The organism is Erwinia psidii (assembly GCF_003846135.1).
GTDB classification, from domain to species: Bacteria; Pseudomonadota; Gammaproteobacteria; order Enterobacterales; family Enterobacteriaceae; genus Erwinia; species Erwinia psidii.
The window spans coordinates 80,704-104,084 of sequence record NZ_RHHM01000011.1 but is presented as its reverse complement, the minus strand read 5'-3'; the positions used below and the strand labels follow the sequence as shown (position 1 = coordinate 104,084).

The following is a 23,381-nucleotide window of genomic DNA, read 5'->3' as shown; positions in this document are numbered from 1 at the left end:
AGAGCGTTGAAGGTGAAGTTTTTTAAACTTTTTTTGATAAAAGCGCAGAAATTATATCATTCCGGCTGGCGACTTGCAGCCGACCAGCGACAGAAATTGTGACGACATTGTAAATCCGCCGGCACGGCTGCCTGTTACGGCAACGAATTGCCAGCAAGCCAGGTGACTTCTGAAATTGCCAGCAGCCTGGCGAAGTTTTCAATCAGCAGGGGCTGTACATCAATAAGCGTGGTTCCGGGTTTTAGCGCGCTTAACTGGGTCATCTCAAGTCCGGGATAGCCACAGGGGTTGATACGCAGGAAGGGAGCCAGATCCATGTCGATATTCAGCGCCAGCCCATGAAACGAACAGCCATGACGAATTCTCAGGCCCAGCGAGCAGATTTTTTTATTGCTGACGTAAACCCCCGGCGCATCTGCTCTGGCCGCTGCGCTAACGCCAAAATACGCCAGCGCAGCAATCACCGTTTGTTCTATAGCCGTGACCAGCTGGCGCACACCCACTTTTCGACGTTTGAGGTTGATCATTACGTACATCACCTGTTGGCCTGGCCCGTGATAGGTTACCTGACCACCCCGATCGCTTTGCATCACCGGGATATCACCCGGCATTAACAGGTGCTCTGCTTTGCCTGCCTGGCCCTGGGTAAACACCGCAGGATGTTCCACCAGCCAGATTTCATCTGGGGTATGCTCATCACGGCTGTCGGTAAAGGTATGCATGGCCTGAGAGACACTGGCCCAGGGCTGTATGCCCAGCTGACGGATCAGTAAAATATCCTGGTTCAAAACGTGCAGTCCGCTGAAAAGAGAGGGTGGAACAGAGCGCCTGTCGCCAGAGGCAACTCCCGCTGGCGATCGGGCAGGGGATCAGAGAACCATTCTCACGATCTCTATTTTCCCCAGCTCTTCGTACAGGGTTTCCACCTGTTCAATATGGGTGGCGGTGATAGTGATTGAAACTGAATGGTAATTCCCTTTGCTGCTTGGTTTGACCTCTGGAGAGTAGTCACCCGGTGCGTGACGTTGCACAACTTCAACCACCTGTTCAACCAGCTCCGGCTGTGCCAGCCCCATTACTTTGTAAGTAAATGAGGTGGGAAATTCGAGCAGTTCTTTAAGATTGGTTTTCATGAGATCTCCGGTAACGCTAAAACGACAACTCCCGCCGCAGCGGGAGCCTGATATCAACTTAATATGGGGCGCATCTGCGGCTAAATCAAGACCGATACATCTCTGAGCCGTTTGATATACGCAAGGATTAACCAAACCAGTGATGGAACATCAGTTTGATATAATCAACGATACGACCAAAGAAACCGCCTTGCTGTACTTCATTGAGCACCACCAGCGGATGCTGTTCAATGGTTTTACCGTCCAGTTGGAAGTTGATCGAGCCCACGACCTGATTTTTAGCCAGTGGCGCATGCAGCTCGGTATTGGTCAGGGTGTAACTGGCTTTCAGATCCTTCATTCTCCCACGCGGAATGGTCAGATAAAGATCTTTTTCAACCCCCAGCTGTACACGATCGCTGTTACCAAACCAGACTGGCTCAGAGGCAAACTCTTTACCGGCTTTAAGCGGTGCAACGGTTTCAAAAAAGCGAAAGCCCCAGGTCAGTAGTTTTTTACTTTCGGTTTCACGACCTTTGTAGGTGTGGCCGCCCATCACGGCCGAAATCAACCGCATCTGACCTTCGGTTGCGGAGGCGACAAGATTATAACCTGCGGCATCAGTATGGCCGGTTTTGATACCATCAACCTGCAAACTGGTGTCCCACAACAGACCATTGCGGTTCAGCTGGCGGATGTTATTAAAGCTGAACTCTTTCTCTTTGTAGACAGCGTATTCATCTGGCACATCGCGGATCAGGGCCTGGCCAATCAGCGCCATATCGCGTGCTGAACTGTACTGCCCATCCGCATCCAGACCATGAACGGTCTGGAAATGCGTGTTTTGCAGGCCGATCGCTTTTACATAGTTGTTCATCAGGCCAACGAAAGCATCCTGACTGCCTGCGACATAATCGGCCATTGCCACGCAGGCATCGTTACCGGATTGCAGCACGATACCGCGGGTCAGTTGTGATACCGGTACGCGATCTCCCGGCTTCAGAAACATCAGCGACGAGCCTTTAAATACCGGATTACCGGTTGCCCAGGCGTCCTTGCCTACCGTCACCATATCTTCCTGATGAATTTTCCCCGCTTTTACCGCCTGGCCGATGACATAGCTGGTCATCATTTTGGTCAGGCTGGCCGGGTCGCGGCGCGCATCGGCGTTTTTCTCTGCCAGTACTTTGCCAGAGTTGTAGTCGATCAGCACATAGGCTTCAGCATCAATGTCAGGTACGCCGGGGATCATCGTTTTGATGTTAATGTCATCGGCGTGAGCAAAGGTGGTCAGGCTGAGGGCAATCAGTGAAGCTGCCGTCAGGCGTTTGAGCAGTGGGCGAAAGGTGAGAGTGTTCATGTTCAGGACGACAGCATCCGAGGTTAGGTTAAAAAAAGTGACTCACTATAGCAAAAGCAGTTCTGTCCGGCATCCGTCTTTATCAGCAACCGATTAACAATCCATCAATCGGCAACGGCTGCCGGAGTAACATTACATTTTTCCGGGGGCGGCCGTGATAAATGAGGGCTGGTTTGCTTCGCTGGCGAGGCGTTGTTGCAGTGCGCTGGCCTGCTGACGGGAGCTGAAATGTCCCAGCTGTACGCGGTAAACGTTATTGTGATTTTCCACGCTTCCCGTCACTCCGAATTTTTTGCTCAGCGAGTTTAATAACTCATGGGCGCGGGCGGGATCGCTGACTGCACCAACCTGCACGGCCCAGCCTGTACCGCCTGAGGCAGGGGCCGCTGAGGCAGCCGGAGCGGGGACGGAGGCGACAGGCGTAGCCGCTGTTTGAGCGGTTACTGGCGCAGGTTCACTGCTTTCCAGCACGCCATTACGCAGTGGCTGTGGGGCACCGAGAAAGCCATCGCTGCTAACCGGCGCACCCAGGGTGCTGTCGCTGGTCAGGCTACGGTTATCAACCGGGCGTGATGCCGGTTCCTGCTGTTGTATTACGGCAGGCTGTTTCTGCTCACCTGCCGCAGCGCCAGCGCCCATCACCACCATGCCGCCGCCTATGTCAGGACGTGCTGGCAGGGCGTAACTTTGTTTGGCAACCCGTGTACCGATGGTACCCGGCCCGGACAGCGAACCATCAGGTGCAACACTGATATAATCCACCTTCACCCGGGTGTTATTGGAAATATTCAGGCGATCGCCCGCTGCTTTCGATAAATCGATAACCCGTCCGACGGTATAAGGCCCACGATCGTTAATACGTACCACCAGTTGGCGACCATTGGCCAGGTTTGTCACACGGACATAGCCTGGTATCGGCAGTGTCGGATGGGCGGCGGTCAGGGCGTCGGGGTCAAATTGTTCGCCGGTGGCGGTGCGGTTGCCTTTGGCTTCATCGCCATACCAGGTCGCCAGTCCGGTTTCGCTAAAATTCGACGGATCTTTTACGATACGGTACTTTTTGCCATTGATGCTGTAATCCTGATTGGCTCCCGCCGCCAGCGGTTCATAACGCGGTTCTTCACCACCAATCTCCACCACCGGGCCATTATAGGCCGACTGTTTTGGCGCGGGTGCCTGTTGTTCGGTGGTGCTACAGGCTGCCAGCAGAGCTGTAGCCAGGCCAATCCAGAGCCAGTCCTTACGCATGTTTAAGCCTCTCAGACGCTTTTTGATAACAGTTTTCGGTGGGTGTGAATTGACATAATTATGCCAAATCCGGCCATCAGCACAATCAGGGCGGAACCGCCATAGCTGACCAGCGGCAGCGGAACGCCGACGACCGGCAGGATCCCGCTTACCATACCAATATTTACAAAAACATAGACAAAAAATATCAGCATTAATCCTCCTGCCATTACCCGGCCAAAGGTGGTTTGTGCGCGTGCCGCCATCATCAGGCCGCGCATAATCAACAATACATAGAGGCCAAGCAGCAGCAGCACGCCAACTAATCCCAGCTCTTCTGCCAGCACGGCAAAGATAAAATCGGTGTGACGCTCCGGCAGAAACTCAAGCTGCGACTGTGTTCCATGCAGCCAGCCTTTACCGCGCAGACCGCCAGAACCGATGGCGATTTTTGACTGAATAATATGATAACCGGCACCCAGCGGATCGGTTTCGGGGTCGAGCAGCATCATCACACGGTTGCGCTGATAATCGTGCATCAGGAAGAACCACAGAATCGGAATAAATGCTGCGACAATCAGCACCGCTACGATGATTAGCCGCCAGCTCATGCCGGACAGAAACAGCACAAACAGTCCGCTCGCGGCGATAAGGATCGCGGTTCCCAGGTCTGGCTGAGCGGCGACCAACAGCGTTGGCATAAAAATCAGCACCAGCGCAATGGCAGTATTTTTCAGGGTGGGAGGACAGACATCCCGATTGATAAAGCGCGCAACCATCAGCGGCACGGCAATTTTGGCTATCTCTGAAGGTTGAAAACGCACCACGCCCAGATCCAGCCAGCGCTGTGCGCCTTTACTGATATGTCCAAAAGCGTCCACTGCAATCAGCAATATGACGCAAAAAATATACAAAAAGGGAGCCCAGCCTTCATAAACCCTTGGTGGAATTTGCGCCATCACCAGCATCACCACGGTACCCATCGCAATCTGTCCCAGTTTACGTTCCATCATACCCGGATCCTGGCCACTGGCGCTCCAAATCACCAACGAGCTGTAGACCAGCAAGGCGGCAATCAGAATAAAAAACGTCGGATCGACATGAATTCGGGTCCAGATAGTGCGTTTCTGATGACGGTCATTCATGGTTATTCACCTTCATAGCCGGAGGGGACTGGCTCAGCGTCCGGCAGGTTAGTATTGTTGTCCCCAAGCATAATATGGTCGAGGATCTGACGAGTGATGGTGCCGACCGCCGGACCGGCACCGCCGTTTTCAAGGATAATGCTGACCGCCACGCGGGGATTGTCGTAAGGGGCAAAGGCCGTCATCAGCTTATGGTCCCGCAGTAATTCAGCGACTTTGTGGGCGTTGTAGGTTTCGTTGGCTTTCAGACCAAACACCTGAGCCGTACCTGATTTGGCGGCAATTTTGTATGGCGCGTCGGAAAAACTCTTACGCGCGGTGCCATTTGGCCGGTTAGCCACGCCATACATGCCATCTTTGGCTATCTCCCAGTAACCGGAGTGGATATCCGCTACCGGTGCCGACTCTGGCTGTTGAAAAGGCACTTTTACACTGTTGACACGTGTGGAAGCCATCAGGTGAGGTGTTTTGATGATACCGTCGTTGATCAGGATCATCATTGCTTTATTCATTTGCAACGGCGTGGCAGTCCAGTAGCCCTGACCAATGCCTACCGGGATAGTATCACCCTGATACCAGGGCTTTTTAAAGCGTTTCATTTTCCATTCGCGGGTTGGCATATTGCCCGGCGTCTCCTCGATCAGATCGACGCCCGAAAGGCGGCCATAGCCAAATTTACGCATCCATTCTGACAGGCGATCGATACCCATATCATAGGCAACCTGATAGAAAAAAGTATCGGCGGACTCTTCCAGCGATTTCGTCACGTTGAGCCGCCCGTGTCCCCAGTGTTTCCAGTCGCGAAAACGTTTTTCCGAACCGGGTAATTGCCACCATCCAGGGTCGAACAGGCTGGTGTTTTTGTTGATCACGTTGGCGGACAGGGCCGATACGGCGATATAAGGTTTAACCGTGGAGGCCGGAGGATAGGCCCCCTGGGTGGCGCGATTAATCAGTGGGCGATTAGGATCGTTAAGCAGGGTGTTGTAGTCTTTGCTGCTGATGCCGTCAATAAACAGGTTTGGATCGTAGCTTGGCATGGAAACCATTGCCAGGATATCGCCATTACGTGGATCGGTCACCACGACCGCCGCACGACTGCCGGCCAGCAATGTTTCAATGTACTGCTGTAATTTTAAATCGATGGTAAGCCAGATATCCTGACCAGCCTGTGGGGGCTGCTCATGCAGCAGGCGGATCACCCGACCACGGTTATTGACTTCAACTTCTTCATAGCCCGGTTTACCGTGCAGAATATCCTCGTAATAACGCTCAATTCCCAATTTGCCGATATCATGCGTGGCGGCGTAATCCGGTAATTTGCCGTCTTTGTCCAGACGGTCAATATCACGATCGTTAATTTTGGAGACATAGCCCAGTACGTGAGTCAGGGCCGAGTTGTACGGATAGTAACGACGTTGGTAGCCTTTCACTTCCACGCCGGGAAAGGCGTACTGGTTAACGGCAAACCGTGCCACCTCCTCGTCGTTCAGACCGGTTTTCACCGCAATGGAGGAGAAGCGCCGGGAGCGTTTGCGCTCCTTTTTAAAGGCGGCAAGATCCTCACCGCTCAGGTTGACTATCGGCTGTAATGCCAGCAGGGTTTTTTCGAGGTTTTCCACTTTTTCAGGCACCAGCTCAATCTGGTAGATGGTGCGATTAAGCGCCAGCGGAATACCACTACGGTCATAAATAATACCGCGGCTGGGCGCCACCGGCACCAGCTTGATACGGTTTACATTTGAACGGGTGGTGTAGTCGTTATAACGGATAATTTGCAGGTGATAAAGATTGAACACCAGGATCGCTGAAAGCAAAAAAATGCCCAAAAAGGCGACCAGTGCCCGCCGGACGAACAGTGTCTGCTCAGCTGTGTAGTCACGAAAAAAGTTGCGCTGTAATTTCATCCGCTGCTTCAGGGTATCCGGTTGTTCTGGCTTATTCACGGTGGTAGGGATGGTTTGCGGTGATGCTCCAGGCGCGATACAGGCTCTCTGCCACCAGCACCCGAACCAGCGGATGGGGCAGGGTCAGCGCAGAGAGTGACCAGCTTTGTTCAGCGGCAGCTTTGCAGGCAGGAGAGAGGCCTTCCGGTCCACCAATTAGTAAACTGACATCACGTCCATCCTGTTTCCAGCGTTCCAGCTGATGAGCCAGTTGCGGTGTTTCCCACGGCTGGCCTGGAATATCCAGCGTAACGATACGGTTGCCTTTACCAACTATCCCCAACATCAGCTCACCTTCTTTTTCAAGAATGCGTTTGATATCGGCATTTTTCCCACGTTTTCCGGCAGGAATTTCGCTCAGCTCCAGAGGCATGTCTTTGGGAAAACGTCGCAGGTACTCCATAAACCCGGTTTGCACCCAATCTGGCATTTTGGTACCGACAGCAACCAACTGCAACTTCACGCATTAACTCCAGAGTTTTTCGAGTTCGTACAGGCGACGGCTCTCTTCCTGCATGACGTGAACAATCACGTCTCCGAGATCGACCACCACCCAATCTGTTGAGACTCTGCTGTCAACTGACATGGGTTTCAGACCCGCAGCACGGGATTGCTGTACAACGTGATCGGCAATTGAGGCCACATGGCGAGTTGACGTACCGGTACAGATAATCATGCAGTCTGTGATACTGGATTTGCCCTGAACGTTAACAGAGACAATATCCTGGCCTTTCAGATCGTCGATTTTATCGATGACGAAATCTTGGAGTGCTTGACCTTGCAAAAGGTTCCCCTTTTATTTTTGAATGAATTTCAATGGACTATGACGTAACGTTCGACATTATTCGAGGGTTATTCACAGCGCTATCTTTGATCCCGCCTGCGCCACCAGCATCATTTTATGGCCAGACAGTTTTGGGCAAACTCGTCGCCACAAATTGCAGTAAAACGCCGTGTCCTAAGGTGTGCTATGGCACAAAATCAGTAAGCTGATTACCCCATTTCAGCCCGACTTTTCACGGGCTCTGGTGACATGGTTTGTCGGCATTTTTGATGGTGCAATCAGTACGGCAGCGAAGGATAACAGCCTCAAGATCGGTGTCAATAATGTCCAAGGTTATATTAAAGGACACGCAAATCACAGCACCTGTTTTTTCCGTTCTGTGCGGATGCCACTATCGTTTATACCAATCTGCTCTGCACCGCATAATGCCAGAAATCTTCGTCGTTTATGAGCATCTCTGTTCTTCCCCCGTGGTCATGTTACCTGTTGTATCACCTGTACCAGGAGGAGCGTTGATGAACGTTGTTCCTGACCGCCTGTCTTTTTTGCCTGCCGGAGAGGACTGCCCGATTCCCGTTGGCAACGTGCCATCATCTTCTAATGCTAAACCTTATTATTACTTATGGCGCGGGGGAATATCTGAAACGAAATAAATCAGGGTGCATTAACATCCTGTTGGAAGCGAAAACCTGTCATCGTGTTTATCAACCCCAACGTCTGATAAACAGAATAAAGGCGGAAGAGGCATAATCTCTTCCGCCGCTGTTTATCACTTGTCTGTGATCACCAGGTCAGGAAAATGTTCTTTTACGCACTGTGTGTAATCACCCTTCCTGAATGCGGTAAAGGCCGTTTGATAACCAACCAGCTGGCAGGCATAGCTTTTTCCTCCCGGATTTTTCTCGTTATAGCTCCAGTCTTGCTCCCAATAGATGGGCAGTGCACCGGAACCACTTTCAGAGAACTGTTTCATGTTTTTACAACCCAGCACCTCGTCAGAAGCAACCGGTACGTTCAGCTCTTTTGCAAAGGCTTCATAATATTTAATGCGGTTGAGCGACTGAGCAATTTCAACGCTGCCACCACACTCCACGCCTCCATTAATAATCTGTGTTGTCACACCAAAGCCTGGCACAAGACCATCTGCTTTATCATGGACATTAGGTTGCCATGTTCCGTCGATGACAAACTGCATACTGGGTTTTGGAGGCTGTGGATAGATGTAGAAGAAGATGGCGCTGGCAAGATTGAGCCAGGTGTCAGCCACCAGTTCAGGCTTGTTGAGTAGCACACTGACATCGCCAAACATCGCTTCTGAGAAAGGACCGTAATTGTAGTTGTAGCTAAGTTGTTTAGCCCCCCGACCAAAGTAGCTCAGATAGCGCCCATTGCTGTCTTTGCCGCAAGGCCAGGCTTTGCCCTGCCAGGTATCAGGATTACATTCGCCATTGTAGCCATTTGGTTGTCCCTCTACCCAGCCCATCTCACGCACCCAGTGCAGGCCCTGACGCCATTCAGGAATATCACTGTGAACATTATGCTCGCCGGTTTCCTGTGCGAAGTGGGCAAACATGGTCGCAAGGGTTTTGCGGCAAATCTGATCCGCATCACGACCATCGCTAAAATCACCGCAGAGGCGAGGGAATTTGCCAACGGCTTTCAGGAAATTATCGTAAGTGTAAGCAGGATCGCGATGGGGAAACAGATGATCCCAGCGTTCTGCGCCAAGAATATTTTCCACTCGTCTGACATTCCCCGGATTATCTTTTGCGCCCGCAGTGATTTTTTCAACCCGATCATTATCCAGCGTGGCGACAGAGGTCATGACATCCTTCATCATTCCGCTACTGGTCAGCTGAGATTCTGTTTTATCCAGTTCACTTTGCGATATCTCCATCGCCGCTTCTGCCGGTTCATTGCCACCGTCATCGCTGTCACCACGATAGACTGACCAGGCAGATTCCCAGCCGTGACCAATACCCGGTTCATAGGCCAGTGCAAGGCCGCTGCACCACGCCGCAACGCCCTCTTTACAGCGATAATTTTTGCCAGCATTACTGACAATATCGCCCGATTTATAAGCCGTGCCTTCCTGATAAGGAGGGTAATCAGAAGGTGTTACTTCCGGCTCTGGTTCAGGCTCCGGGTCTGGCTGTGGTGCAGGATCGGGTTTCACATCAGAGCCACCGTCGTTACTGACCAGTTCCCACGGTGAATCCCACGGATTCGCCACCACCTCATCCGGGCGCTGGCCCGCAGCTACCCACCATTTGGCCAGATAGGTTTTGCCATCAAGGGTGACATATGCCCCCGCAGAATAACTTTGTTGTGGATTGTATAACTCGTAAGCAAAGGCATTAAAAGACAGTGCAATACAGCCTGCTACAAGCAGCTTCTTTACCATCATTTTTTCTTTTTTCATTTTAAAATATTCCGCATATACAGTTTGCGCTCCCCACATTTTCAATGGAATGTTTGTTTACATCCCGTTGAAACCGTGTTTTTCTTTTTCAGTGGGGGCTGGGTTTATTTTTTAATTGCGCGGAAAGATTGGCAAATTAATAATGATAAAAAATGAAGATTCTGAATTTTTCTGAGTTTTTATTTTTTATGATATTTCTCATAAAAATAAATGTTTTACTCTTATTTTGTAATAAACAATAAACAATAAACAATAAACAATAAACAATAAACAACAAACAATAAACAATAAGCAATAAGCAATAAGCAATAAGCAATAAGCAATAAGCAATAAGCAATAAGCAATAAGCAAAGGACAGCCTTGTGTTAACCGCAGGCAGGCATCCAGACAGCTAAAAGAGGTGGCTAACGATTGAACGCAGTAAAAAAAGGCCATGAGTTAAACGGGGCAAACTCAACAATATTTCATGGCCCAAAAATAAATTATAATTAGAGATTAATCAGTAATTACCAGGTCAGGAAAATGCTCTTTTACACAGCCGATATAATCGCCTTTTTTGAAAGCACTCCAGGCTGTCTGATACCCAACCAGTTTACAGGCATAGCTCTTACCACCAGGATTAGCTGCATTGTAATCCCAGCTCTCTTCCCAATAAACCGGAATGGCACCGGCGCCTCTCTCGGAGAACTGTTGCATATTTTTACAACCCAGAACGGCATCCGCACCCACCGGAACATTTAATTCTTTGGCGAAGGCTTCATAATATTTAATACGGTTAAGGGATTGAGCAATTTCCTGGCTACCGCCACATTCCACCCCACCGTTAATAATCTGTGTGGTGACACCAAAGCCCGGAACCAGGCCGGCTGCCTTATCATAATCATTAGGCTGCCAGGTTCCATCAATCACAAACTGCATGCTGGGTTTGGGCGGCTGTGGATAAATGTAGAAGAAAATCGCACTGGCCAGGTTCAGCCAGGTATCCGCCACACGTTCAGGATGATCGAGCAGGACGCGAACATCACCAAACATGGCTTCAGAAAAAGGACCATAATTGTAGTTATAACTTAACTGTTTAGCACCACGGCCAAAATAGCTCAGGTAGTCACCGTTACTGTCTTTGCCACATGGCCATGCTTTACCCTGCCAGGTGTCAGGATTGCACTCGCCGTTATAGCCGTTAGGTTGTCCTTCCACCCACCCCATTTCTCTTACCCAGTGCAGGCCCTGGCGCCATTCCGGGATATCGCTGTGGATATTATGCTCACCGGTTTCCTGCGCGAAATGTGCAAACATGGTCGCAAGCGTGGTACGACAAATCAGATCGGCATCTCGTCCGTCGCTGAAATCGCCACAAAGACGGGGAAACTTACCTACGGCTTTTAGTAAATTATCATAGGTGTAGGCCGCATCACGGCTCGCAAAAAGATAATCCCAGCGTGCTGCGTCAATAATGCTTTCCACCCGCTTTACGTTATCCGGGTTGGTTACTGCGCCAGCGGTGATTTTCTCAACCGAGTCATTATCCAGGGTGGCGATCGATTCCTTCACAGCGAGCATCATTTCGCCACTGGTCAGTTCTGCTTCTGCTTTTTCCAAATCGGCACGGGATAACGTCATCTGCGTTTCAGCGTCGGCTTCATTATCTTCGCCGCTGTAGATTTTCCATGCGGATTCCCAGCCGAAGCCAACCCCTGGTTCATAAGCGGCAGCCTTGCCGCTACACCATGCCGCGACGCCGCTCAGGCAGATGTAGTTTTTACCGCCGTTACTGACAATATCACCTGACTGATAAGTAGAACCGGCCTGATAAGGTGAATAATCAGTGCTTGCAGGCGGCACAGTATCGGTATCATTGCTATCCTGATCTTCTGGCTCCGTCGGCGTTGATGATTCTGGATTATCGGTAATTTTTTGCCACGGTGAATCCCAGGGATTTTCCACAACCGCATCAGGCCGCTGACCGGCACCCACCCACCATTTTGCCAGATAGTCATTCCCGTTGAGTGTGACATACGTACCTGCATTATAGGTCTGTTGGGGATTATATAAATCGTAAGCCAGCGCGTTGAAAGACAAGGCAATACAGCCGGCAATCAGCAGCGTTTTACAGCGATTAATCTTTTTAATATCCATTTCTGTTAATTCCTCAGGCTAACCTGCCATAGATATAAAGAGGTTCCATCACCATTAATATGGTGTGGTAATACAATGCTGGGAGCCCGATCTGAAGTCGAATAATTAGCTATTAATTAATTGAAATATTGAAGCTATTTGGCATCAACAGAAATGATAAGGGGGTAAGAATAAGAAGCGGCCGATGAGAATTCTGCAACATGCGGGATTACTTTTATAACGCTGGATATATCCCCTGTTGATCAATCCATTCGATCACCGTAGCCGGGAGTAACCCCTCACAGGGGAGTCCAGCATGACGCCGTGCGCGGATCTCTGTCGCTGAGACAGGCAGCAGTGATGTTTCAGCAAGAAAAACGCAGCCGGAGGGGGAGTGATGCAAACGGGAAATATCCTCTGTCCGATGTGCTTGCAGCCACTCCTCCAGTGCCGGTGTCTGCATCGTCTCAGGGTAGCCTGGACGTTTAAGAACCAACAAATGGCAATAGTCAGGTAATTCCTGCCAGCAGTACCACTGGTGCAGGTTGAGCAGAGAATCCTGACCAATGATAAATCCCAGAGGCTGGTATTTACCGCGTTCTTTTCGCAGCGCAGCAAGGGTTTCAACGGTATAGGACGGCGTGGTGCGCTGCATTTCGCGTAAATCAATATCGAACAACGGGTCGCCAGCAATAGCCAGCTCCAGCATCGTCACCCGTTGGGCGGGAGAGGCCTCAGGCTGGGGCCGGTGTGGCGGGATATTGTTGGGCATCAGGGTTATTTTTTGCAGTCCGGTCTGCTCTGCCAGTGCCCTGACGGGATGCAGATGACCATAATGCACAGGATCAAAGGTGCCGCCAAATAACGCCTGTAGCCTTCTGTGGTCAGACATGGCAGAAATCCTCAGGAAATGAACTGCTGCACAACAGCAGTGACAGCGTCGCCAGTTCCGGCCAGACATTGTGGCCATAATCCTGCTTCAGGCTCAGTTCAGTGTTTGCCAGGAGATGGACTGACTGAGCCAGTTGCTTTGCTGACAGGCGCTGCAGGACTTCACTGAACAGCGAACGCCGGTTTTGCCAGACACGGTGCTGATCAAACAGCGTGCGCAACGGGGTGGCATGCATCTGTCGTTGCAGCGTCAGCAACAGCATCAGTTCACGCTGAAGGGTGCGCATTAAAATTACCGGCTCGCACCCCTCCGACTGCAACTGCCGCAGGATGTGTTGCGCGCGCTTACTTTTTCCCGCGAGCATGGCATCAACCCAGTGAAACGGTGTGAAATGTGCCGCGTCGTTGACTGCCTGTTCAACCCGTGGCAGGGTCAGCTTGCCGTCCGGCCACATCAGCGACAGGCGTTCAATCGCCTGACTGAGTGCCAGAAGATTGCCTTCATAACAGTAACACAACAGCTGAATGGCGGCATCGTCCAGCACCAGCTTCATGCTTTTCGCTCTGTTGGCAACCCAGCGGGGCAGCAGGGCGTGCTCAGGCGTCTGGCAGGGCACCAGCGCGGCATTCTGGCTGAGTGCTTTAAACCAGGCGCTGTTTTCCTGTGCTTTGGTGAGTTTAGGCAAGCGCAATAGCAGCAGGATATCGTTGTGCAACAGGGTTGACAGCGTTATTAGCTGTTCTGCCATGGCTGCGGTGGGACCGTTTTCTGTAAATGCCAGCGACAGGATCTTTCGGCTGGCAAACAGGCTCATTGTCTGACAGGTACTGAAAATCGATTGCCAGTCGGTGTGAGCATCAATCTCAGTGCTGAAGTATTCGGTGAATCCCTGTGGTTGGGCCGCCGATCTTACGGCATCCTGAGATTCCTGCAGCAGCAGGGGGTCATTGCCGGTGAAGAGGTACCTGGTGCGCAGCCCCTCGTTGAGCTGCACACCGAGTTGCTCAGGATAAATCCTGATCATCTGGCGTAAGAACTGTTCGACAGCGTGGAACCTGGTGAGATAACTTCAGGTGCCGCTGGTACAGGACCCAGCGTATTGACCGATGCATCGTTTTCCGCAACATGAACCGTCAGCAGCTTACGCACCAGCTGTTGTGCCGCCTGTGTCCGCATTTCGCTAACAATAATCGACTGTTCAGAGTCTTTCGCCAATGCGGCCAGCGGGTTATCGAAGAACGAGCGGTAGATCGTAACACTGAGAGGATAGATGCCCTTATTCGGTACCAGTACCTGTGCACTGACGGTCATCATCAGAGAGTATTCGGCCGTTTTTCCATCCTGGAAGATAGTTGCTGTATCCTGATGTTGTGTTTCCGCTCCCAGACGCAGTGACGGGACGTCCTTACGCATACCTGGTTTTTCCAGAATGGTCACATTATTGAGACGTAACTCTTCACGTACTGCCCGAGCCAGTGGCCCGTAAGGATCGCCAGAGTCGACAATCAGGGTTTTCATCTCTGGTGGGACCGAGGTGGTTCCGCGTAAATGAAAACCACACCCGGCGGTGATCAACACCGCCAGACTCACCAGCAATACTGTTATCGGATGTCGCACATTTCCTCCTGACATCAACCCACCACCAGATTCAGCAGCTTACCCGGTACGTAAATCACTTTACGTATGGTAACGCCTGCAAGATATTTGGCGACCAGATGCTCCTGTGCAGCGCGAGCCTGAACCTGTTCCTGCGTGCTGTCGGCCGCGACGGTAATTTTGCCACGTACTTTACCATTGACCTGCACCACCACCAGCAGAGAATCCTCGACCAGCGCCGTTTCGTCAGTTTCTGGCCATGCCGCATTGTCCACATCACCAGCACCACCCAGCGCCTGCCACAGCGTAAAGCTGGCGTGCGGCGTGAATGGATAGAGCATGCGCACCACCGCCAGCAGCGCTTCCTGGACAAGAGCGCGATCCTGCTCGCTTTCTTGCGGAGCGCGGGCCAGCTTGTTCATCAGTTCCATAATCGCCGCGATCGCAGTGTTGAACGTCTGACGACGGCCAATATCATCCGATACTTTAGCGATGGTTTTGTGCAAATCGCGACGCAAGGCTTTCTGCTCATCATTCAGCGTTGCAATGTCCAGCTTAGCCGTCTGGCCTTTTTCAGTGTGTTCGAAAACCAGCTTCCAGACACGCTTGAGGAAGCGATTCGCACCCTCAACGCCGGATTCCTGCCATTCCAGAGTCATTTCTGCCGGAGAAGCAAACATCATAAACAGGCGCACGGTATCCGCGCCGTAACGTTCAACCATAACCTGAGGGTCAATGCCGTTGTTTTTTGACTTCGACATCTTGCTCATGCCGGCATAAATCAGTTCATGACCGGCCGCGTCGCTGGCTTTGATAATACGGCCTTTCTCATCGCGCTCTACGGTAACATCCACCGGAGAAACCCAGTTACGCTCGCCATTCACACCCTGATAGTAGAAGGCATCAGCCAGAACCATACCCTGGCACAGCAGGCGTTTGGCTGGTTCATTGGAAGTGACCAGTCCGGCATCCCGCAGCAGTTTGTGGAAGAAGCGGAAGTAGAGCAAATGCATGATGGCGTGTTCAATACCACCGACATACTGATCGACCGGCAACCAGTAATTAGCCGCGGCCGGATCAAGCATACCTTTATCGTAATCCGGGCAGGTGTAGCGTGCATAATACCAGGATGATTCCATAAACGTATCGAAAGTATCCGTCTCGCGCAGGGCAGGCTGGCCATTGACCGTCGTTTTGGCCCATTGTGGATCGGCCTTAATAGGGCTGGTAATGCCATCCATTACTACATCTTCCGGCAGGATCACCGGTAGCTGATCGTCTGGCGTTGGCATCACCGTACCATCTTCAAGGGTCACCATTGGAATTGGCGCGCCCCAGTAGCGCTGACGCGATACGCCCCAGTCGCGCAGGCGATAGTTGACCTTGCGTTCACCGACGCCCTGTTCGCCCAGCCTGTTGGCGATCGCATTAAAGCCATCTTCATATGACATGCCGTCAAACTCGCCGGAGTTAAACAGCGTGCCTTTCTCGGTCATCGCTGATTCGCGCACATCGGGTTTGCTGCCATCGGCATTCAGAATGACAGGGATTACAGGCAGGCCATATTTAGTGGCAAACTCCCAGTCACGCTGGTCGTGGCCCGGAACCGCCATTACCGCGCCGGTGCCATACTCCATCAGCACAAAGTTAGCGACCCACACCGGCAGCTTTTCACCACTCAGTGGATGAATCGCAAACGTCCCGGTTGCCATGCCTTTTTTCTCCATGGTGGCCATTTCCGCTTCAGCCACTTTGGTGTTACGGCATTCAGCGATAAAATCGGCCAGCGCGGGTTGACTGACCGCAGCGTGTGCGGCCAGTGGGTGCCCCGCAGCTACGGCCAGGTAGGTGGCTCCCATAAAGGTATCCGGGCGGGTGGTGTAGACGGTCAGCTTTTCATCACTGTCAGCGACGTCAAAGGTGATCTCAACACCTTCAGAACGGCCTATCCAGTTACGCTGCATGGTCTTGACCTGTTCCGGCCAGCTTTCCAGCGTGTCCAGATCGCTTAACAGCTCATCAGCATAGTCAGTGATTTTGATAAACCACTGTGGGATCTCTTTGCGCTCCACTTTGCTGTCACAGCGCCAGCAGCAGCCCTCAATCACCTGTTCATTGGCCAGCACCGTCTGGTCATTAGGGCACCAGTTAACGGCAGAGGTTTTTTTGTAGACCAGACCTTTCTCGTAAAGGCGGGTAAAAAACCATTGCTCCCAGCGATAATATTCTGGCTGACAGGTTGCCAGTTCGCGGCTCCAGTCATAGCCAAAACCCAGCAGTTTAAGCTGGTTTTTCATGTAGGCGATATTGTCATAGGTCCAGGGGGCAGGCGCCGTGTTGTTTTTGACCGCAGCCCCCTCTGCTGGCAGGCCGAACGCATCCCAGCCAATGGGCTGCAACACGTTTTTACCCAGCATACGCTGGTAGCGGGAAATAACGTCACCAATGGTGTAGTTACGGACGTGGCCCATATGTAGGCGGCCAGAAGGATAGGGCAGCATGGAGAGGCAGTAATACTTCTCTTTACCTTCCTCTTCGACGACTTTAAACGTTTGCTTCTCGTCCCAATGTTTCTGAACCTGGGATTCTATCTCTTCCGGGCGGTATTGCTCTTGCATGGCAGCCAGTGGTCCTTTGTAAACTTTACGCATTTATTCTGATCGGCATAGCATAGCTGATTCGGCCCCGGCGCAACAACAGTATCCGGGCAGTCGCGGGGGATTTCTCTGCAAGCTGGAAGATATCTGGCAAATTTCATGGTCCGCTCTTCGCCATCACAGGATCGACGCTACACTGAAAACGTGATTAACAGGCTACGGCCGGAGGGAAAAATGAACAAGGTTGCTCAGTATTATCACGAACTGGTGTCATCTCTGACTGAGAGGATCAACAAAGGCGACCACGATATTGATGCGCTGGTTGAAAACGCCCGCCAACGAATGAATAACCGCGGTGAGCTGACACGAGGTCAGATTGATGATGTCGCCAGAGCTGTGCGCCGTGATCTGGAAGAGTTTGCCCGTAGCTACACTGAAAACCGGAACGACAGCGATGACAGCGTGTTTATGCGCATTATTCGTGAAAGCATATGGAAGGAGCTGGCGGACATTACCGATAAAAGCCAGCTGGAATGGCGTGAAGTTTTTCAGGATCTAAACCACCACGGTGTCTATCAAAGTGGTGAAGTGGTGGGGCTTGGCAATCTGGTCTGTGAAAAATGTCAGTTCGCCCGTGCGATTTACACCCCGGAAACCCTGACCCGCTGCCCGGAATGCGGCAACGATCAGTTCCAGCGGCTCCCTTTCGCGCCATAAACATCATCATAAATAAAAGAGCAGCCACATAAAATGTCAGGCTGCCCTTTAAACCTAAAAAATAATAATGGATTTCTTTAAATTAAAGCGCGTTACTTTTACCGGAGTAGCCACGATTTTCCCCCGGTTGTTATAAGCATTTTTGCCAGCCTCGAACCAACGGTTAGCCCATGCGCTGTGGTCGCCAGGGTTCCCGTTGACCTTTTCGTAATAGCCATTCGCGGCACCGGTTATTTCTTTCATTTCTGCAGTCTGGAAGAATGTGCTGTTGCTCAGCGATCTACATGCTCAGTGGACTTCATGTCGCAGGCGCTGCATGCCTTTGACTTACAGCTCTGGCAGAATAAGCGGGAGTGGGTGCAGTGCGGTGATGCACAGCAGTAGCGGCGAACGCCCATGGCGCAGGTGGCACAGGCAGGCATGCGTTCAACGCAGAGGCGTGTCCACTGGCTACGTTGTCGCCGTGTTTTTCGAGGTAGCGGTTCCAGCCGTCATCGACGGTGGAAAGGCGTCTGGCGGGGCGTGGGATGCACATGGCAGCAGAATATAAAGCGGAGCTCCGGTCATGCAAATGCCCGAAGCTTCGCAGGCGTGCTACGCTCTCAGGAAGCCCAAAAAATGCGTTTGAGATTACTAACCATCGAGACTAATACATTTAATCCGATTTTTTTTGAGTCGCCCAAAATTGAGCTCGAATCCGCTTCTTGACTGTTGCTTCCATCATTGTTAATTCGCGGTAGAATTTCTGATCCTCGGTCAGGTTATTATTGTCTTCGTAATTTTGAAGAATTTTTTTTGCCTGCGCGATGCCATCACTATCTCTGGCATTTTCGTTATTTCTGTCCAGGATAATAAGAGCATTTTTGAAATCTTTTCTTTGATTCTCTTGCATGCCAATAGCTTCCTGATTGTTAATATTTATTTCCTTGTCGTAGACTGCCATGCCTGTGATTCTCTCTAATGTTTTTACGTCTCCCTGTGGGAAACTGTGGTTTTCAGCATGGCGTAATCGTCCCAACACCTTATACCCCTTGCTGTTTTGGTTAAAGCTGTCAGGGAGAATATTTTTCATATTATGTCCTCCCATACCAATCAATACTCTTTGTGCCCCTTGATTATTTTCAAGCAGGTTAACTGCCTGGCTTAACAAAAGATGTTTAAGGTTTTTAGGGCTGTAATCGCTTTTTCTGCTATTATTTTTCATGGCGACGGTGCCGATACAAAAATCGCCAGAATCTAGCTTCCAGACATTAAAGTGTCCGATGAAATCGTTGTGTTTATCATTTATTTTTATAGAAATTCCATCATTTGATAAATATTCTGCTAACGGATAATTTCCTCCTGCAGCACCCGGGAAGTCGCAATGTTTGGTCTTACAACTCAGAAGGAAAGCCATACCCTGTTGATAATTTTCGGCGGTGAGAGGGGAGGTTGTGAGATTTCCTGATGATACTGCACCACATTCAAAACTAATATTTTTGGCTCCTTTTTGCATGGTGATTTCTTCAGCAATCATGATACACCGAGCAACATCCACTATTGTTTTATTTCCAGTTATCAAATCCTCAAACATATACTCTTCACCTGGAGTAACAATGTCCTGAATATTGGTCAGCTTAGCCGGGTTAACATTCATTAATGTGTCACTGTTCAATAGCTGGTTTTGTTTTTTATTAAAAATTATGCCATTTATTTTGAGTGTCGCAATGTCGCGCATCATGTTTTCTTTGAAAGCATTTTTATCTGTGGCGACCTTTTTTTCTTGAGACAACGGATCGGGTAAGGTAATTGAAGAAAAATGTGCTGAGTGAGATGAATTAATGGATGGCATTGAATATAGCTCCCTGAGGTCATTAATAGAAAGCTGTTAGTTTACCCCTAAAATGATAACGCTGTGTACTTATTTTCGCGGTTCAAAGCGCCATTGAGTAGGACACATTAGTATCGTCGAACGCCCATGCTGGCAATCCCACGGGCTAATATGTGCTCAACGCAGAGGTTGATCCAGAGGGTCATGCTGTCGCCGGATTTATCGGGGGATAAAATCCAGCCGTCTGGCGGGGCGCGGGATATACATGGTGCTGAGTATAAAGTGGGACTCAGGTACATGCAAAGCATCGGAACGGCGAAGCCGTGACGCTCACCCTGTAAGGGTGCTACGTTCATTTATTATTTCCTTATTAACAAATAAGTGTACATGCATGCCTTAAAGGTACGGATTAATTAATAAATTAATGTGTGACGCAATCCTGATATGCGTTGTTGGTTTTTTTAATGGGGATAAAAAAAGGCGAGAACAGTGTTCAAATAAGATTATTAAAAATTGAGATGTTAAGAAAAAGTGCTTAACGTTTAAACCGGGACAGGGATAAACTTCCAAATAATTAACGCTTTTTATAAGGTATTTCCGTGTAACCGGGCTGCTGGTTAGCAAAAAGGTCATTGCTGGATGGACTTTACTTGCCGGTAAAGATGCGTAAATCCTGTTTCCTGGCGCAACGTTATTATGGTTGCACTCCCGTTTATCGTCGCCTGTATTATGCGTCCTGTGGCTTTTTCGCTTCCATTACGCTGGCTGGAGTCTGGCTATTCTTTGTGCATACAGTGCTGTGCGGGTTATCTCTCCCGGCGGCAGTGCTTGTTAGTATCAGAAGTAAGCCAAAAAGTTATGCCCTTTTTGTCCGGTTCGTTTAAGGATGCTCCCAGGTGTTAACCAGAACGCTCTCAGTTTCGCCACAGGGATAATAAACGGAATATTTTCTGCATTATTTGCAATAAAGATAGCCTATTTTTCAGTAAACTCTTTATTCATATGACGGGCGTGGAGAGAAAAGGGAATCAACATCTGCTGTTGCAGAAGGTGGTATTGATTTCGTCCCAAAAGAAACGGGAAAAGCCTTAAAAAGTTTCTGCCTAATCTGTTAATGTAAAAGTAATAAGGCCGGGCTGAAAACGGTTGCTGCTCCCGCTCACCGCTGCAGTGAGCAATAAAAAAGCCGGGCTGCTGGCGCTCCGGCTTAATAACTTGCTTAGCTGCGTTTATACCAGCGGCTAATAAGCGCCACCAGACCACAAAGTATCGTAATTAGCCACACCGGCCAGTTTCCGAAGCGGGCATAGGGTGTCATTCCACGGGTTGGCACGACCCGGGTTTCCAGAACCTCTGTCTTAAATTGCGGTATCATCTTTTCGGTATTGCCGTCAGCGTTTATTACCGCAGTGACACCATTATTGGTATCACGCAGTAGCGGACGACCCAGCTCGAGTGCGCGCATTCGTGCCATCTGTAAATGCTGCCACGGACCGATCGAGTGGCCAAACCAGGCATCGTTAGAGACAGTCAGCAGAAAATCAGTATCAGGACGGAAATTGTCCCTGAGCTGTTGCCCAAGTATTATTTCATAGCAGATTGCCGCAGTCAGATTGTAACCAGCAACCTTCAGTTGTGGCTGGACGTAAGCGCCACGACTGAACGAAGACATGGGCAAATCAAAGAAAGGGGCTAGCGGGCGCAGCAGGGCTTCCAGTGGCACAAACTCACCAAAAGGGACCAGATGATTTTTCTGATAGCGGTTGTTGTTATGGTAATCGTAAGGTTTGTCGTCGCCGAGAACAATAATTGAGTTGTAATCGTGGTAGCGATTATTCTCCAGCCTCGAATCAACGATCCCGGTGATCAGGCCACTACTGCTGGCACGTAATGCTTCATCGACAGATTTCAGAAAGGGCTGCTGATTGGTTTCCAGATCTGGAATGGCGGATTCCGGCCAGATAATCAGCCGTGCTTTACCAAGATAGGGGCGGCTGAGAGAGGTATAAGTGCGCAGTGTGTTGAGCAACTGTTCGGGGTCCCACTTCATTGACTGTGGAATATTTCCCTGAACCAGCGCGACGTTGACCTCACGCTCTGGCAACGGTTGGTACCAGCCGATGTGACGTAACGGCCACGGCAAAAGCAGCAGTGCCACTGCGGCGATGGCAGTCATCAGATGACGTTTTACCACAGCGTAAACCGCCAGGCCAGACACCATCATCAGCACGAAAGTGATCCCTTCAACCCCGGTCAGCGGTCCAAGGCCTTTCAGTGGACCGTCAATCTGGCTGTAGCCAAACTGTAACCATGGGAAACCGGTCAGTATCCAGCCACGCATAAACTCAGTGATTTGCCACAACACCGGCGAGGCCACGACCAGACGCAGCAGCGACGTTCGGGGAAAAAAACGGTTGAGCAGGGCAGCGAACAACATAGTAAACAGCGACAGATACGCCGCCAGCAGCAGTACCAGAAACACGTTAATCGCATCAGGCATGCCACCAAAGGTGGCGATACTGACATATACCCAGTTAACACCGCTGCCAAACAGGCCGAAACCCCACATAAAGCCGATGGCCGTGGCCTGTCGGGTGGAGCGATTGAGCGTTAAGGCCAGCAGGCCGGACAGTGAAATCAGCGCCGCTGGCCAGAAATCATAAGGTGAAAAAGCCAGCGTGCCGATGGCACCTGTCACTGGCGCCAGGAGCAAACGCACTCGCTGGCGCTGATAAAAAGAGGCAATAGCCATTGGGGATTATTCTTCCAAAATCGGTTGCGGCGAGTTTTCTGGGATCCTGACATGGACCTGAATGATACGACGGCTGTCGGCCATCGCGACTTTGAACTGATAGCCGTCGATTTCAACACTTTCACCCCGTGCCGGTAGATGACCAAACGCCTGCATCACCAGACCACCTATGGTGTCCACTTCCTCATCACTGAAGTGGGTGTTGAATACGTCATTAAAGTCTTCAATTGGGGTAAGTGCGCGGATAGTATAGGTGTGGCGGCTAAGCTGACGAATATCCCGATCTTCTTCATCATCATATTCGTCTTCAATTTCGCCAACGATCAGTTCAAGAATATCTTCGATAGTGACCAGACCGGAAACGCCACCAAATTCATCAATCACAATCGCCATGTGATAACGCTTGGAGCGGAACTCTTTTAGCATCCGGTCAACACGCTTACTTTCGGGGACGACCACCGCAGGACGCAGCACTTTTTCAATACTGAAGGGCGGGGATGCACTGCTCATAAAAGGCAGCAAATCCTTTGCCATCAAAATGCCCTCAATATGATCTTTGTCTTCACTGATCACCGGGAATCGGGAATGGGCAGAGTCAATGATGGTTTCCAGGCACTCTTCCAGCGTCTGGTTTCGCTTCAGGGTTATCATTTGTGAGCGGGGGATCATAATGTCGCGCACGCGCTGTTCAGCAATATCCATCACCCCTTCAAGCATGTCACGGGTGTCTGGATCGATGAGGTCATTTTGCTCAGAATCGCGGATCAGCTCCAGCAAATCATCGCGGTTTTTCGGCTCACCGTGAAACAGCTGGTTGAGAATAAGGGTAAAAAATCCCTTTTTACTGCCGGGAGTGTCGTTGTTCTGGGAGTGATCATCGCTCATGGCGTTATTGTTTAGTCGCTC

The 23,381-nt window shown here is 50.6% G+C and carries 18 protein-coding genes and 3 pseudogenes; 2 read left to right on the top strand and 19 right to left on the bottom strand.

The features are described from left to right. Nucleotides 1-134: 134 nt before the first annotated feature. From lipB to rsfS, 8 genes are all read right to left on the bottom strand, one after another. A complete protein-coding gene (lipB, locus tag EB241_RS14470; RefSeq protein ID WP_124233830.1) occupies nucleotides 135-788 on the bottom strand; it encodes a lipoyl(octanoyl) transferase LipB in 654 nt (217 codons plus the stop codon). 81 nt (nucleotides 789-869) lie between these two features. After that, nucleotides 870-1,133 (bottom strand): DUF493 family protein YbeD, encoded by a 264-nt coding sequence (gene ybeD / locus EB241_RS14465; protein WP_124233829.1) that lies wholly within the window; start codon nucleotides 1,131-1,133, stop codon nucleotides 870-872. A gap of 127 nt (nucleotides 1,134-1,260) precedes the next feature. Next, nucleotides 1,261-2,472 (bottom strand): D-alanyl-D-alanine carboxypeptidase DacA, encoded by a 1,212-nt coding sequence (gene dacA / locus EB241_RS14460; protein WP_124233828.1) that lies wholly within the window; start codon nucleotides 2,470-2,472, stop codon nucleotides 1,261-1,263. 132 nt (nucleotides 2,473-2,604) lie between these two features. Beyond that, a complete protein-coding gene (gene rlpA, locus EB241_RS14455; protein ID WP_124233827.1) occupies nucleotides 2,605-3,720 on the bottom strand; it encodes an endolytic peptidoglycan transglycosylase RlpA in 1,116 nt (371 codons plus the stop codon). An 11-nt stretch (nucleotides 3,721-3,731) separates the two neighbouring features. Next, the gene (mrdB, locus tag EB241_RS14450) at nucleotides 3,732-4,844 is read right to left on the bottom strand and encodes a peptidoglycan glycosyltransferase MrdB (RefSeq protein ID WP_124233826.1); all 1,113 of its coding nucleotides are present in this window, start codon (nucleotides 4,842-4,844) and stop codon (nucleotides 3,732-3,734) included. Between the two features lie 2 nt (nucleotides 4,845-4,846). Continuing rightward, complete coding sequence (gene mrdA, locus EB241_RS14445; RefSeq protein ID WP_124233825.1) at nucleotides 4,847-6,751, bottom strand: peptidoglycan DD-transpeptidase MrdA; 1,905 nt, start codon at nucleotides 6,749-6,751, stop codon at nucleotides 4,847-4,849. A gap of 31 nt (nucleotides 6,752-6,782) precedes the next feature. After that, complete coding sequence (gene rlmH, locus EB241_RS14440; protein ID WP_124233824.1) at nucleotides 6,783-7,253, bottom strand: 23S rRNA (pseudouridine(1915)-N(3))-methyltransferase RlmH; 471 nt, start codon at nucleotides 7,251-7,253, stop codon at nucleotides 6,783-6,785. 3 nt (nucleotides 7,254-7,256) lie between these two features. After that, nucleotides 7,257-7,574 carry a ribosome silencing factor gene (rsfS, locus tag EB241_RS14435; protein ID WP_124233823.1) on the bottom strand — a complete coding sequence of 106 codons (318 nt, stop codon included), beginning with the start codon at nucleotides 7,572-7,574 and terminating at the stop codon, nucleotides 7,257-7,259. A gap of 323 nt (nucleotides 7,575-7,897) precedes the next feature. On the opposite strand from rsfS, the gene EB241_RS14430 reads away from it, so the two are divergent. Next, nucleotides 7,898-8,227, top strand: a complete 330-nt coding sequence (locus EB241_RS14430; RefSeq protein ID WP_124233822.1) for a hypothetical protein — start codon at nucleotides 7,898-7,900, stop codon at nucleotides 8,225-8,227. 122 nt (nucleotides 8,228-8,349) lie between these two features. Here EB241_RS14430 and EB241_RS21900 read toward each other — a convergent pair. The 6 genes and pseudogenes from EB241_RS21900 to leuS form a co-directional block, all read right to left on the bottom strand. Next, nucleotides 8,350-9,471: pseudogene (locus EB241_RS21900) on the bottom strand (chitinase); the annotation flags it as partial. A 1,023-nt stretch (nucleotides 9,472-10,494) separates the two neighbouring features. Beyond that, a pseudogene (locus EB241_RS14420) lies at nucleotides 10,495-11,616 on the bottom strand (chitinase); the annotation flags it as partial. Between the two features lie 730 nt (nucleotides 11,617-12,346). After that, a complete protein-coding gene (nadD, locus tag EB241_RS14415; protein WP_124233820.1) occupies nucleotides 12,347-13,003 on the bottom strand; it encodes a nicotinate-nucleotide adenylyltransferase in 657 nt (218 codons plus the stop codon). Then, nucleotides 12,996-14,027 (bottom strand): DNA polymerase III subunit delta, encoded by a 1,032-nt coding sequence (gene holA / locus EB241_RS14410; RefSeq protein ID WP_124233819.1) that lies wholly within the window; start codon nucleotides 14,025-14,027, stop codon nucleotides 12,996-12,998. The genes nadD and holA overlap by 8 nt, the downstream gene beginning before the upstream one ends. Next, a complete protein-coding gene (gene lptE / locus EB241_RS14405) occupies nucleotides 14,024-14,620 on the bottom strand; it encodes an LPS assembly lipoprotein LptE (RefSeq protein WP_124233818.1) in 597 nt (198 codons plus the stop codon). The genes holA and lptE overlap by 4 nt, the downstream gene beginning before the upstream one ends. Before the next feature lie 14 nt (nucleotides 14,621-14,634). Beyond that, nucleotides 14,635-17,217 carry a leucine--tRNA ligase gene (gene leuS, locus EB241_RS14400; protein ID WP_124233877.1) on the bottom strand — a complete coding sequence of 861 codons (2,583 nt, stop codon included), beginning with the start codon at nucleotides 17,215-17,217 and terminating at the stop codon, nucleotides 14,635-14,637. Between the two features lie 213 nt (nucleotides 17,218-17,430). Between leuS and EB241_RS14395 the strand changes: the two genes are divergently transcribed. Beyond that, a complete protein-coding gene (locus EB241_RS14395; RefSeq protein WP_124233817.1) occupies nucleotides 17,431-17,913 on the top strand; it encodes a zinc ribbon-containing protein in 483 nt (160 codons plus the stop codon). Nucleotides 17,914-17,967: 54 nt separating this feature from the next. On the opposite strand, the gene EB241_RS21160 is transcribed toward EB241_RS14395, so the two are convergent. The 5 genes and pseudogenes from EB241_RS21160 to corC all read right to left on the bottom strand — a co-directional run bounded on the left by EB241_RS21160 (nucleotide 17,968) and on the right by corC (nucleotide 23,360). After that, complete coding sequence (locus EB241_RS21160; protein ID WP_199737372.1) at nucleotides 17,968-18,156, bottom strand: hypothetical protein; 189 nt, start codon at nucleotides 18,154-18,156, stop codon at nucleotides 17,968-17,970. Nucleotides 18,157-18,160: 4 nt separating this feature from the next. Continuing rightward, nucleotides 18,161-18,448, bottom strand: a pseudogene (locus EB241_RS22060) (transposase zinc-binding domain-containing protein); the annotation flags it as partial. Nucleotides 18,449-18,568: 120 nt separating this feature from the next. Beyond that, complete coding sequence (locus tag EB241_RS14385) at nucleotides 18,569-19,744, bottom strand: hypothetical protein (protein WP_124233816.1); 1,176 nt, start codon at nucleotides 19,742-19,744, stop codon at nucleotides 18,569-18,571. Nucleotides 19,745-20,942: 1,198 nt separating this feature from the next. Further along, the gene (gene lnt / locus EB241_RS14380; RefSeq protein ID WP_124233815.1) at nucleotides 20,943-22,475 is read right to left on the bottom strand and encodes an apolipoprotein N-acyltransferase; all 1,533 of its coding nucleotides are present in this window, start codon (nucleotides 22,473-22,475) and stop codon (nucleotides 20,943-20,945) included. Nucleotides 22,476-22,481: 6 nt separating this feature from the next. Then, nucleotides 22,482-23,360: a CNNM family magnesium/cobalt transport protein CorC gene (corC, locus tag EB241_RS14375; protein WP_124233814.1), complete on the bottom strand. Its 879-nt coding sequence runs from the start codon at nucleotides 23,358-23,360 to the stop codon at nucleotides 22,482-22,484. Nucleotides 23,361-23,381: the final 21 nt, after the last annotated feature.